Origin of the sequence: Brevundimonas sp. R86498 (assembly GCF_044598075.1) — a bacterium.
In the GTDB taxonomy this organism is placed as follows: domain Bacteria; phylum Pseudomonadota; class Alphaproteobacteria; order Caulobacterales; family Caulobacteraceae; genus Brevundimonas.
The window spans coordinates 1,544,159-1,556,378 of record NZ_CP139004.1 but is presented as its reverse complement, the minus strand read 5'-3'; the positions used below and the strand labels follow the sequence as shown (position 1 = coordinate 1,556,378).

The following is a 12,220-nucleotide window of genomic DNA, read 5'->3' as shown; positions in this document are numbered from 1 at the left end:
CGTTGTCAGGGGCAGCCAAGACCCCTGAGGAGAACACCCATGGCCCTGTCCCGAATCGCCACCGCCTTGGGCGGTCTTCTGCTTTCAAAAGGCGGTCGCCGCTTCGCCGGACGGCATGCCGGCAAGCTGGCACTGGCCACCCTGGCCTTCGAGCTGTGGCAGAGCCGCCGCAACGGTGCCCGCCCGGCCGGCAGCGGCGGCCCCCGCCCGAACGCGACCGAAACCCACGCCCGGCAGCGGTGGAGCGGCCGGTCGCGCCGGTGAGGGCTTGCCTGACCCCACGTCACGCCCCCTAGTGTCGCGACACAACCGAGGGGGCCCGCCATGATCATTGTCCACCATCTGAACAACTCCCGGTCCCAGCGCGTGCTGTGGCTGCTGGAGGAGATGGGCCTGCCCTATGAGGTGAAGCGCTACGAGCGGGATGCGAAGACCATGCTGGCCCCGGCCGAGCTGCGGGCGATCCATCCGCTCGGCAAGTCGCCGGTGATCCAGGACGGGGACATCATCGTGGCCGAGACCGGGGCCATCGTCGAATATCTGCTGGAGACCTGGCCGGCCGCCGGGCTCCGTCCGGCTGCGGGCACGGCGGACGGCCGACGCTTCACCTACTGGCTGCACTATGCGGAAGGGTCGGCCATGACGCCCCTGTTGCTCAAGCTGGTGTTCGGGGCCCTGCCGGACCGCGCCCCCGGCCTGCTCAAGCCCATCGTGAAGTCGATCTCGAACAAGGCCGGGACCAGTTTCATCAACCCCCAGATCGCCGCCCACACCGCATACTGGGAGGCCGAGCTGGGCAAGACCGGCTGGTTCGCCGGAGACGCCTTCTCGGCCGCGGACATCATGATGAGCTTTCCGCTGGAGGCCGGGGGCAGCCGCGCCCCCTACGGCCCGGACAAGCCGCGGGTGAAGGCCTTCCTGACCGCCATCCATGCCCGCCCCGCCTACCAAAGGGCTCTGGAGCGCGGCGGCCCCTACGCCTACGCCTGAGGCTGCACCTTCTCCTCGCGCAACCGCACGGCACTGGACGCGTTCCCGGTTCCATGCGCCTGAAAATCATCCAGATCGTCGCCATTCTTGGCTCGGCCATCGCCTTCGTTCTCGCCTTCATGGCAGCCGGTGCCCTTCTGGCCTCGCTTGTGTTCGCGTTGATCGGCGCGGCTTTGCTAGGCTGGGTCGTCTATGGGCTGTCGCGCGCCGCCTTTGCGCGCCCGTCGCCGGCCAACGCCCTGTCGCACGAACGTCACCGGCCCGTGCGACCTCCCTCGGCCTGAACCTGCGTCCCGGCCTCGGGACCTTGAGTTTTTCAGCCGGGCGCTCTATCATCTTCGGCCGGTCGCGCGCGCCCAGCGACCAGTGCTTCGCCAGAGTTTCTCTTCGTTCCCCTCTCCGGTTTACCGGGCGACAACCCAGAAAAATCACGACCACATGGAAAAAGTGCCGATGACGGGCGAGGGTTACCGCACCCTCGACGATCAGCTTAAGCAATTGAAGTCGGTGGAACGGCCCAGCGTGATCGCCGCCATCTCCGAGGCCCGCGAACACGGCGACCTCAGCGAGAACGCGGAATATCATGCCGCCAAGGAGCGTCAGGGCTGGATCGAAGGCCAGATCGCGGAGATCGAGGACAAGATCAGCCGCGCCCAGGTCATCGACGTGTCCAAGCTCAGCGGGGACCAGGTCAAGTTCGGCGCGACCGTCACCGTGGTCGACGAGGACACCGAGGAAGAGGGCCGCTACCAGATCGTCGGCGAGCACGAAGCCGATGTGAAGGCGGGCAAGATCTCGATCTCGTCCCCGATCGCCCGGGCGATGATTTCCAAGGCGGTCGGCGACACGGTCGAGGTGAACACCCCCGGCGGCGTCAAGGCCTATGAGATCCTCAAGGTCGAGTGGAAGTAGGCCCCGGCCCGCTTCGCATCCAGGTCGTCTCCGACGGCCGTGCCGGCATGGAAAATCAGGCGCTCGGCCTCGCCGAGGCTGTCGCCCGCCTGACTCCGGCTGAAATCACCGTCCGCCGCGTCCGGTGGCGTGCGGGCTTCGATGCCCTGCCTGTGGGGCTCAAGGCACCCTGGATGCTGGACCCGGCCGGCGATGCCCCCTTTCCTGCCGGGGGGGAGCCGTGGCCGGACCTGTGGATCGCGACTGGCCGCGCCACCCTGCCCCTGTCGCTGGCCGTCCGACGGCTGAGCCGGGGCAGGACCTTCGTGGTCCAGACCCAGGATCCACGTCAGGATCCCGCCCTGTTCGATCTCGTGGTCGCCCCGGCCCATGACGGCCTGAGCGGCCCCAATGTCGTCACCATCACCGGCTCGCCCCACCGTATCACGCCCGGACGTCTGGCCGAGGCCGCTCCGGCCTTCTCAGCCCGGCTCGATCCCGTGCCCCATCCACGCGTGGCTGTGCTGATCGGCGGACGGTCCAGGGCCTTTGACCTGCAGGAAGATCATGCCGCCGCGCTTGCGGGCCGGATCGCGCAGACCGTCATGGCGGCTGGAGGTTCGGCGCTGGTGACCTTCTCGCGCCGGACACCCGAGGCGGCCCGAACGGCGATGACCGAGGCCCTGGCCGGCGTCCCCGGCTGGATCTGGGACGGCGAGGGCCCCAATCCCCTGTTCGCCTTCCTCGCGGCTGCCGACCATGTGCTGGTCACCGAGGACAGCGCCAATATGGCCGCAGAGGCCGCCTCAACCGGCAAGCCTGTCCATGTCCTGCCGATGGTGGCCCGCAAGGCTCCGGGCAAGTTCGCCCGCCTTCACGCTGATCTGGGGGCGCGGGGGGTGACGCGCCCGTTCGACGGCACCCTGCCGGACTGGACCTATCCGCCCCTGACCGAGACCCGACGGGCGGCGCAGGCGGTGCTTGAGGCGATGGCGCGTCGCTGACGACGGGGCTCAGTCGCCGCCACCGCCGCCGTCGCCGCCATCCGATCCGCCGTCATGGTCATCGTGGGTGTTTTTCGACCGCCCGCCGCTGTCACCCGCCACGAAGGCCGAGCCGCCGTCGCCGTTGCCGCCCCGCGCCTTGCGCTTCTGGTTGACGTCCATGGCCGCGCCCACGGCCAGGCCCACGATGAGACCGAGCGCGATCCCGATCGGCAGATTCCCGACGACGATCCCGATCCCCGACCCGACCGCGACGCCAAGCGCCAGGCCGACGCCGAGATAGCTGGTCGCGGGTTGTTTCGATCCGGCCATTTGGTGTGTCTCCCCGTCTTTCCATCACGCCACGGCATCGCGCCGGACGGAATCACACACTAGATAGCACCCATGAGCACTCCGAGAACGATCCGTGTCGCCATCATCGGGTCCGGCCCCGCCGGCTGGACCGCCGCCATCTATGCCGCCCGCGCCCTGCTGAAGCCCGTGGTCATCGCCGGGATCCAGCCCGGCGGCCAGCTGACCATCACCACGGAAGTCGAGAACTATCCGGGCTTTGCCGAGGCCATCCAGGGCCCGTGGCTGATGGAACAGATGAAGGCCCAGGCCGAGCATGTCGGCACCGAGGTGATCCATGACATCGTGGTCTCCTGCGACCTTTCGCAGCGCCCCTTCCGGCTGAAGCTCGACAGCGGTCTGGAGCTGCTGGCCGAGACCGTGATCATTTCCACCGGGGCCCAGGCCAAATGGCTGGGGCTGGAGTCCGAGGCGAAATACCAGGGCTTCGGCGTCTCGGCCTGCGCCACCTGCGACGGGTTCTTCTATCGCGGCAAACAGGTGGTGGTGGTCGGCGGCGGCAATACGGCCGTCGAGGAGGCGCTGTTCCTGACCAATTTCGCCGAGAAGGTCACGGTCGTGCACCGCAAGGACGAGTTCCGGGCCGAAAAGATCCTGCAGGACCGCCTGTTCGCCAATCCGAAGGTCGATGTGGTCTGGAACCACCAGGTCGACGAGATCCTGGGTCAGGTCGACGGCGTGGCCTCCAATGTCACCGGTGTGCGCCTGAAGCATGCCCTGACCGGCGCGACCCACGAGATCGCGGCGGACGGCGTCTTCATCGCCATTGGCCATGAACCGTCGTCCTCGCTGTTCAAGGGACAGCTTGAGACCAAGCAGGGCGGCTATCTGGTGGTCAAACCCGGCACGACCTCGACCAGCATCGAGGGCTGCTATGCGGCCGGGGACGTGACCGACGACGTCTATCGCCAGGCGGTCACCGCAGCGGGCATGGGCTGTATGGCCGCGCTGGAGGCCGTCCGCTTCCTCGCCGAGGAAGATCACGCCCGGGCGAACCATCCGATCAGCCACCGCGAGGCCGAGAAGATCGGCGTCTGGTAAGACGGCTCAGACCTCCGGCTCGAGCCCTGGGGGCCAGACCGCTGCCGGGCCGGGTCGTGCATCGCTGGCCCGATGGATGGCCCCGGCTCGCCCCTCAAGGATCCGCTCCTGGGTCGCGACGGCATGAGCCATAACGCGCCCGTAGGCGTCGATGCCTGCGCGATCGTCGTCGAGCAACAGGGCCAGCAGGGCCAGGTCGCCAGCGGCCAACCGGGGGCTCACCATGTCCCAGTCGCCGAACATTCTGACCGGGGCAGTACGGCGCTCCAGAATGACCAGGTCGCTGTGGCGCGGGTCCCGCAGCAGGCGCTCAAGCAGGCGAGCCAGCGCGGCCTCGGGCCCCTCCACCAGCTGAACGAACATGCCGCTGACCACCGTCAGCACTCCGGTGACGCCGTCCCGCGGATTTGCACGTCGGGCTTCCGCAAGGATGTCGGACATCTGTAGCGCGCTGCTGGCCCCGTCCCGGCTGCGGCTACGGTACAGCAGCTGGTGGACGGGATTCTCGTCGCGGCGACGTCGCGCGGTCGGGGTCAGGGTGTTGATCGTCACCCGAAAAGCTGAAGCTCTGGGGGTGCATACTCGACCGGCCGACCTTCACGCCGGCGCAGGGCATAGTCCACGGCGGTCTGAACCGCCCTTTCGTCGGTTGGCTTGCAGAGGACGCCGATCGTGCCGGCGACGCCGTTCCGCACCATTCCAGGGTTTGCGGTCATGAACAGCACGGACACGCCCAGATCCTGGCCAAGCTCGCGGCCGACCTCTATCCCGGTCGGCCCATCGGACAGGTGGATGTCGACCAGCGCCAGATCGATCTCCGTCTCTGCCGCCAGCTGGCGCGCCGACCGGGCATCCGACACGGTTCCGACGACCTCGTGGCCAAGATCCTCCAGAACGAAGCGAAGCTCCATGGCCACGAGGGCCTCGTCTTCGATGATCAGGATACGCGCAGTCATAACCGGGTTTTTCCGTCCTTGTGTACGCTACCGAACGCAGCGGAACCGATCGGGTTTCACGCCGACTTCAGGGCCGCCCTGCGGCGGGATAGTGCAGTGGCCGGAAGATCGGCCTGGACCACCAAACCCCCGGGCAGCCAGCTTCGTTCCAGCCGTCCCCCCAGCTGACCCTCAACCGAAAGCGTTGCGAGAGAGGATCCGAACCCCTCCCGACCGGGCGGTCCGGTCAGCGTCGGTCCGCCGACCTCGCGCCAGGTCAGGATGAAACGGTCCTCCATCGACCGGGTCACAAGCTGAACATGTCCGCCCGGAACCGAAAGCGACCCGTACTTGGCCGCATTGGTCGCCAGCTCATGAAACAGCAGGGCCACCGAGGTGGCGGCCTGGTCGTCGAAGACCGCGTCCTGGCCCTCGATCATCACACGCGGCAACCCCGCGTCGTCGGAGTATGCCTTGAACAGGGCCCCGAGGAAGGTGTGAAGGGTGGTGTCCCCGATCGTCGGCCTCGAAACCTCGGAGTGCGGACGAACGAACTCATGGGCCCGGGCCAGGGCCGCGATCCGGTTGCGCACGGCCGCGGCGAACACCTTCGCCTCGGGGTGCTCTCGCGCCGACAGGGCGATCAGGGCCGAGATCACAGCAAAGATGTTCTTGATCCGGTGGCTCAGTTCCTGGCTGAGCAGGTCCTTGCCCTGCTCCATCCGCTTCAGGTCATCAATGTCGGTGCAGGTGCCGAACCAGCGGACGATCTTGCCCGCCTCGTCGCGGATCGGGGTCGCGCGGCCCAGCGCCCATCGAAACACGCCGTCGGCCCGTCTCAGCCGGTACTCGATTTCGTAAAGCTCCCCGGTCTCAAGGGCATGGGCCCAGGCCTCGCGGGCCCGCGCCTGATCCTCCGGGTGAAACATGCCGTTCCACGCCTCCCCGTCCGTCGACCCCGCTGGAACCCCGGTAAATTCGTACCAGCGCGCATTGTAGTAGTCGTGAAAGCCGTCCGGCCGGGTCGACCAGACCATCTGGGGCATGGAGTCCGCGATCGCACGGAACTTCGCCTCGCTTTCGGACAGGGCCTGCACGCCGGCCTCGCGTTCGCGGATAACCCGGCGCAGCTCCATCTGGGCCATCACCTGACCGGCCAGCACTTCAAGGGTTTCGGCCTGCAGCGGCGTCAGGCCCTCCGGACGCGCCCGGGTGTCGAGCACGCACAGCGTGCCCAGCGGCAGGCCGTCCCGGCTCTTCAGCAGGCGACCCGCATAGAACCTCAGGCCGCCGGCCGCCGTGACCAGCGGATTGCACTTGAACCGGGCATCCCGGGTCGCGTCCGGCACGACCATGCCCTCGGCCTGAAGCAGGGCGTGGGCGCAGAAGGAGGTCTCCAGCGGCGTTTCCCGGACGCCCAGACCCGTCTCCGCCTTGAACCACTGCCGGTCCGCGTCGATCAGATTGACCACGGCTATGGGGGCGTCGCAGATCCGGGCCGCCAGATGCACGATGTCGTCAAAGGCCTGCTCCGCCGGGGTGTCGAGAACCCCATAGGCATGCAGCGCGTCCAGGCGCTGGGCTTCGGTCCATCCGGAGGCGGGTTGGGGAAAGATCGGTGTCACACGCGGTCCCGGAGTACGCCGCGAACGGCCGAGCCGGACAAATGCGTGAACAAGCGGGGCGGTTGCAAGCGGAGCCGGAGGAAGGCGTCGTACCTTACGAGGCCGGTCGGCCGACCTCTTCGACGTCCATGGCCACCGCCCCGGCGACCGGGCCCGGAGCGGGCGCTGGCGCAGGCGCGACCAGGGCCTCGAGCCGGGCATTGATCGCGGCGATGTCCTGGGCCGTAGGCTGGCGGCGCCCGCCCAGGCTGGAGATGCCGACCACCCGGGTCTGGCCGTCGATCTTGACCGTTCGCATGGCCGTGCCGCCCTCGGCTAGCGCGAGCGCATCCGCAGCAGCCGCCTCGGCCGGGGTCGCCGCCACCACCAGACGGGGGCGCGAGAACCGGGCCTCGTCGATCGCAGGCTCACGGCCGGCATAGGTTTGTCGGAACGATGCGGTTTCGCCCGCCAGACCCTTCCAGCGATAGAAGATGTGCGTCCCGATCTGGGTGATCTTGGCCAGGGTGGGTGACCACCACGGATGGACGTAGTCCGCATGGTAGTGGGTGGCCGTGCCGACAGCTTCGGCCACATGGCCCGACAGCGCCCGCTCGGCGACGGCCGCAGCCCGCGCCCAGGCCCAGCCAACGGGGGCCTGTGACAGGGCTCCGTCGCAGGTGAAGCTGAACTGGCACCCGGTGGTGCGCTCGGCCCCCTCGAAGACCACGCCGCAGACGGTATTGGGATAGTTGGGATCGCGGACGCGGTTCAGGATGACCTGGGCCACCGCCTCCTGACCGTCCGTGCTCTCGAGGGCGGCCTCGTAGTAGACGCCCTGGGTCAGGCAGCGCAGGGCGCGGGCGCGGTCCGCCGGGCTCGCCGCCGTCAGGACGAAGGGACGGGACGGCCGCAGGGAGCCGATCTGGATCGGCATGGCCGCGTTCCGGCGATGGGCATTGAGGCCGCTCTCACCGGACTCCAGCGTGGGACGCCCGGCCAGGGTCAGGTTTTCCCAGCCCGGGGTGAGGCCAAGGCCAGCGAGACCGGGAGCCCCGGCATCGAACCGGACGGCCAGCGCCAGCTGGGCCGGGTCCATCCGCGCGCTCAGCGCCTGCAGCCCCCGGCTCGACAGATCGCCCTCGGTCACCCGGGCCACAGCCTCGGCGGTGCGATCGGCGGGCGACCGGGCCGTCGACCCTGCCGCCATCGCCACGCCCAGCGCCGCCAGAGCAGCGGGCGCAGCCGCAGCGTACCGCCGGATGACGGTCTTCGTCCGGGACGAGGTCAGGGCGTGGTGGAGGGTTCGATGCATGCGGCTCGCTTTGGCGACAAAAGAATGCCGTGTCAGGACCTGTGGGGCCCTAACACGGCACTTTTCAGGCGAAGGGCCCCGTCGGCCTAGCGACCGCCGAGGGTGGACCGCAGCATCCAGGCGAACTTCTCGTGCGCCGACAGCCGCTGGGTCAGCAGATCGACCGACACGTCGTCGCCCTCGTCGTCGGCCACGGTCAGGGCCGCACGGGCCGTCGCGATCAGGGTCTCATGATCCTGCATCAGCTCCTTCAGCATGGCCGGCGCGTCCTTGTCCGGGTTGCCGTCCTGGATCGAGGTCAGATTGGCGAAGGTCGAATGGGCCTGGGGCGCGAACTCACCCAACGCGCGGATGCGTTCGGCGATATCGTCCAGCGCCGCCCAGATGTCGCGGTATTGTTGCTCCAGCAGGTTGTGCAGGGTGAAGAACTCGGGTCCCCGCACATTCCAGTGGTAGCCGTGGGTCTTCATATAGACGGCGAAGCTGTCGGCCAGAACCTTGCTGAGCTCCTGCGCCACGGTGCTGCGTTCGGTCTGGGTCAGACCCGTATGGATCGTTGCGGTCATGATGGCTCCTGCATCGGGTGATCGGAAAGTGCTGGGAGAAAGATAGGAAGCCGGTGCCTTACGGCCAAGGTCTGTCGCCGTCCGGCCGGCCCCGGACGGACGTGGAACGCGAAACCTCCCGAGGCGTTGCATCTTCTCGCGCGTGCGCGAACGGGGGGTGATTTGGGTTCCAGAGTGGTGTTGGGTCTGAGGCTGGAGCCGGAAACCGTGCTTGCCAGACTGGCGAGAGCGCCCGCCCGTCCGTGGTGGCGCAATGTCCTGACGGGCCTGGCGTTTGCCGCGGGGGGACTGGCGGTCCGCTGGGCCGGCTCGGCCTTCTATGGCGAGATCACGGGGTTTATAATCCTGCTGCCTGCGGTCGTTCTGGCCGCCCTCGCCGGTGGCCGGATTGCGGGGTTCGTCACGACCCTGGCCAGTCTGCTGGGGGGATGGATCATCGCCGGCCCCGACGCCGTCGGCTCCGGGGTGGTCACCGCCCTGGGCAGGGTGGCGACCTTCAACTTCGTGGTCGTTGGTCTGTTTTGCACCCTCGTGGCGGCCTCGTTGCGCAAGACCGTCGCCCGCCTTGACGGCACGATCGTGGACCTCGAGCGCTCCCGCGCGCAGGTCGACGAGACCGAAACGCGGCTGCACGACATCGCCGACATCGCCCCCATCATGCTGTGGACCGCCGATCCCGATGGCCAGATCTACGCCAATGCGGCCCTGCGCGAGTTCTGGGGTGACCGGCCGCTGTCGTTCACCGACCCGACGCCCTGGATCGACGCCATTCATCCGGAGGACCGGGAACGGATCATGGCGGCCGGCCTTGAGGCCTGGACATCCGGCACGCGGCTGCAGATCGAGGGGCGCTATCTCCGGGCCGACGGCGTCTGGCGGACCCTGGCCACAACCGCCGAGCCGCGCAAGGATTCTGCCGGTCGCTTCATCGGCATGATCGGAGCCAACGCCGACGTCACCGAGGCCCGGAACGCCGATCGCGCCCTGAAGGACAGCGAGGCCCGCTTCCGGCTCATGGCCGACACCGCCCCCTCCCCCGTCTGGCTGACCAACGCCGCCGGGGAGGTCGAGTTCGTGAACACGGCCCTGACCGCGTTCTTCGGCAAGCCCGGCGAGGCGCTGATGGGCCATGTCTGGAAAGACTCCATCCACCCGGACGACCAGGCGGAGGTCGAGGCCATCCAGACCGAGGCGCGGGAGCGCCGGGTGCCCTACGGCTTCGAATGCCGCTTCATGCGCCACGACGGGCTCTGGCGCTGGATGCGGGTATCGGTCAATCCGCGCTTCGGGGCCGACGGCAGCTTCCACGGCTATGTCGGCCTGTCGTTCGACATCACCGAGACCCGGGAGGCGCTGGAAGCGCTTGCCCAGCAGGAACGGCGTCAGCGGTTCCTGCTGGAACTCTCGGACGGGATCCGCGACCTCAGCGATCCCGAGGACATCATGGATCATGTCCACAGCGTTCTGGGCCGGATGCTGGGGGCCTCCCGGGTCGGCTATGGGGAGATGAGATCCGCAGAAGCCCGGTTCGAGATGAAGCGGGACTGGACCGAAGGCGTGCCCAGCCTCGCCGGCCTGCACGACATCACCGAGGCGTGCAGCCAGGTGGATGACGCCCTCGCGGCCGGCCGGACCGTGGTGGTCGATGATGTGACCGGTGATCTGCGTACCGCCGCCTCGGTCGACCGTCTCCAGCAACGCCAGATCGGTGCCTTCATCGCCGCACCCGTCGTGCGAAGCGGGACCCTTCGGGCCTTCCTGCATGTCAGCACGACGGGCCCCCGAAGCTGGACCGCCACCGAGATGACTCTGATCGAGGATGTCGCCGACCGGGCCTGGACAGAGGTCGAGCGGACACGGGCCGAGGCCGAGCGCGCCGAAAGCGAGGCCCGCTTCCGCGCCATCGCCGACACCGCCCCGGTGCTGATCTGGGTGACCCATCAGGATCGCAGTCGCGCCTTCGTCAACCAGGCCTATGTCGACTTCATGGGCGGCGACTATGAAAGCGTCCGGACGGCCGACTGGCGCAACTTCATCCATCCCGAGGACCAGGACAGGCTGGTGCAGGAATCCGCTGCCGGAGAGGCGGCCGGCCAGCCCTTTTCGCTGGAGGCCCGCTATCGGCACCACAGCGGTGAGTATCGCTGGCTGAGGTCCGTCTCCCGTCCCCGTCTCGGCCCCGGCGGCGACGTGATCGGCTTCGTCGGGGTCGCCTTCGACGTGACGGACGCCCGACGGGTCGAGCAGGACCTGAAACGCATCAATGAACTGCTGGAGGAGCGCGTGGGTGAGGCTCTCGCCGAAAAGGCGCGGGCCGAGGCGGACCTCATGCACGCCCAGCGGATGGAGGCGGTTGGTCGCCTGACCGGCGGGGTCGCCCACGACTTCAACAATCTGCTCACCGTCGTCATGGGCGCGCTGGAGCTGATCCTGAAATCGCCGGAGGACGCCGGCCGCCGCCAGAAACTGGGCGAGGCGGCCCTGTCGGCCGCCCGCCGGGGCGAGCGTCTGACGCACCAGTTGCTGGCCTTCTCACGCCGCCAGGCCCTGCGGCCCGAGGCGGTCGACCTCAATGCCCTCATCCGGGAAAGCGACCCCCTTTTGCGTCGGGCGGTCGGGGAAGCGGTGGCCTGGAGGCTGAAGCTGCGGCGCGGCGGGGCGCGCGTCATCGTCGATCCGGCCCAGTTCGAGGCCGCCCTGCTGAACCTGATCGTGAACGCCCGCGATGCCGTGGCCGAGCGGGGCCTCGCCGAAGGAGCGACCATCACCGTCCAGACTCGCGCCTGCGAGGTAGGGGCGGGGGAGATTCTGGACCTCGAGCCGGGAGACTATGTCTGCGTGACCGTGTCTGACACCGGCGTGGGCATGGACGAAGAGGTTCTGCGCCGGGTATTCGAGCCGTTCTTCACCACCAAAACCGTCGGCAAGGGGACCGGGCTGGGCCTCAGCCAGGTGTACGGCTTCGCGCGCCAGAGCGGGGGCGGGATCAAGGTCACCTCGGTCGTCGGGGAGGGAACCGAAATCCAGCTGTACCTGCCACCTGCGCCGGCGGAAACCGACCGGGAGCCGGCGGGCACCGCCGCGCCGGTAGAGACCATCGAGCAGGGTCAGCGCCTTCTCCTGGTCGAGGACGACGCCGGGGTCGCGGCGATTGCCGTGGATTTGCTGGCCGGCCTGGGTTTCCATGTGGAGACAGCGGAGTCAGGCGCCGAGGCTCTGCTCGCCCTGGGCGGGTCGCCCTTTGACATCATGCTTTCGGACGTGGTCATGCCGGGCGGCATGACGGGGATCGAGCTCGCGCGTAAGGCCGCTGGCCTGTACCCGACCCTGCGGATCGTACTGACGTCGGGCTACGCCGGCGAGGACGTGGACAAGGCTCTGTCGGATGCGCCCTGGCCCTTTCTGCGCAAACCCTATTCGGGTGAGGAGCTGGCGCGCGCACTTGGACGCGTGACCGGCGGGGCCTGACGCCGGACGGAGGCCCCGACATCGGGCCGCGCGCGGGGTCACCGCGCGCGGGTCC

Annotated in this window: 13 protein-coding genes; 7 read left to right on the top strand and 6 right to left on the bottom strand. The window is 68.6% G+C overall.

Annotated features, from left to right (window positions below):
• Positions 1-39 precede the first annotated feature (39 nt).
• The 5 genes from SJY26_RS07670 (at position 40) to SJY26_RS07650 (ending at position 2,885) form a co-directional block, all read left to right on the top strand.
• Entirely contained in the window at positions 40-264 is a 225-nt protein-coding gene (locus SJY26_RS07670; RefSeq protein ID WP_396595542.1) for a cysteine protease, read from the top strand.
• Positions 265-324: 60 nt separating this feature from the next.
• Positions 325-990: a glutathione S-transferase family protein gene (locus SJY26_RS07665; RefSeq protein WP_396595541.1), complete on the top strand. Its 666-nt coding sequence runs from the start codon at positions 325-327 to the stop codon at positions 988-990.
• 53 nt (positions 991-1,043) lie between these two features.
• Positions 1,044-1,274: a hypothetical protein gene (locus SJY26_RS07660; protein WP_396595540.1), complete on the top strand. Its 231-nt coding sequence runs from the start codon at positions 1,044-1,046 to the stop codon at positions 1,272-1,274.
• Positions 1,275-1,428: 154 nt separating this feature from the next.
• Positions 1,429-1,902, top strand: coding sequence for a transcription elongation factor GreA (gene greA / locus SJY26_RS07655; protein ID WP_396595539.1), 474 nt, complete (start codon positions 1,429-1,431; stop codon positions 1,900-1,902).
• A complete protein-coding gene (locus tag SJY26_RS07650; protein ID WP_396595538.1) occupies positions 1,893-2,885 on the top strand; it encodes a mitochondrial fission ELM1 family protein in 993 nt (330 codons plus the stop codon). The genes greA and SJY26_RS07650 overlap by 10 nt, the downstream gene beginning before the upstream one ends.
• A gap of 9 nt (positions 2,886-2,894) precedes the next feature.
• Here SJY26_RS07650 and SJY26_RS07645 read toward each other — a convergent pair whose 3' ends face one another.
• Positions 2,895-3,197, bottom strand: coding sequence for a hypothetical protein (locus tag SJY26_RS07645; protein WP_396595537.1), 303 nt, complete (start codon positions 3,195-3,197; stop codon positions 2,895-2,897).
• Between the two features lie 72 nt (positions 3,198-3,269).
• Between SJY26_RS07645 and trxB the strand changes: the two genes are divergently transcribed.
• Entirely contained in the window at positions 3,270-4,277 is a 1,008-nt protein-coding gene (trxB, locus tag SJY26_RS07640; RefSeq protein ID WP_396595536.1) for a thioredoxin-disulfide reductase, read from the top strand.
• Positions 4,278-4,283: 6 nt separating this feature from the next.
• Here the strand turns inward: trxB and SJY26_RS07635 are convergent, their stop codons facing one another.
• From SJY26_RS07635 to SJY26_RS07615, 5 genes are all read right to left on the bottom strand, one after another.
• On the bottom strand, positions 4,284-4,829 hold the full coding sequence (locus tag SJY26_RS07635) for a BLUF domain-containing protein (protein WP_396595535.1): 546 nt from the start codon (positions 4,827-4,829) through the stop codon (positions 4,284-4,286).
• A complete protein-coding gene (locus tag SJY26_RS07630; protein ID WP_396595534.1) occupies positions 4,826-5,233 on the bottom strand; it encodes a response regulator in 408 nt (135 codons plus the stop codon). Before SJY26_RS07630 ends, SJY26_RS07635 begins: the two co-directional genes overlap by 4 nt.
• Before the next feature lie 56 nt (positions 5,234-5,289).
• Positions 5,290-6,837, bottom strand: a complete 1,548-nt coding sequence (locus SJY26_RS07625; protein WP_396595533.1) for a sensor histidine kinase — start codon at positions 6,835-6,837, stop codon at positions 5,290-5,292.
• A 94-nt stretch (positions 6,838-6,931) separates the two neighbouring features.
• Positions 6,932-8,131, bottom strand: coding sequence for a cell wall hydrolase (locus SJY26_RS07620; protein ID WP_396595532.1), 1,200 nt, complete (start codon positions 8,129-8,131; stop codon positions 6,932-6,934).
• Between the two features lie 86 nt (positions 8,132-8,217).
• Positions 8,218-8,697, bottom strand: a complete 480-nt coding sequence (locus SJY26_RS07615; RefSeq protein ID WP_396595531.1) for a Dps family protein — start codon at positions 8,695-8,697, stop codon at positions 8,218-8,220.
• Between the two features lie 207 nt (positions 8,698-8,904).
• On the opposite strand from SJY26_RS07615, the gene SJY26_RS07610 reads away from it, so the two are divergent.
• Positions 8,905-12,165 (top strand): PAS domain S-box protein, encoded by a 3,261-nt coding sequence (locus SJY26_RS07610; protein WP_396595530.1) that lies wholly within the window; start codon positions 8,905-8,907, stop codon positions 12,163-12,165.
• The last annotated feature ends 55 nt before the right edge of the window (positions 12,166-12,220 follow it).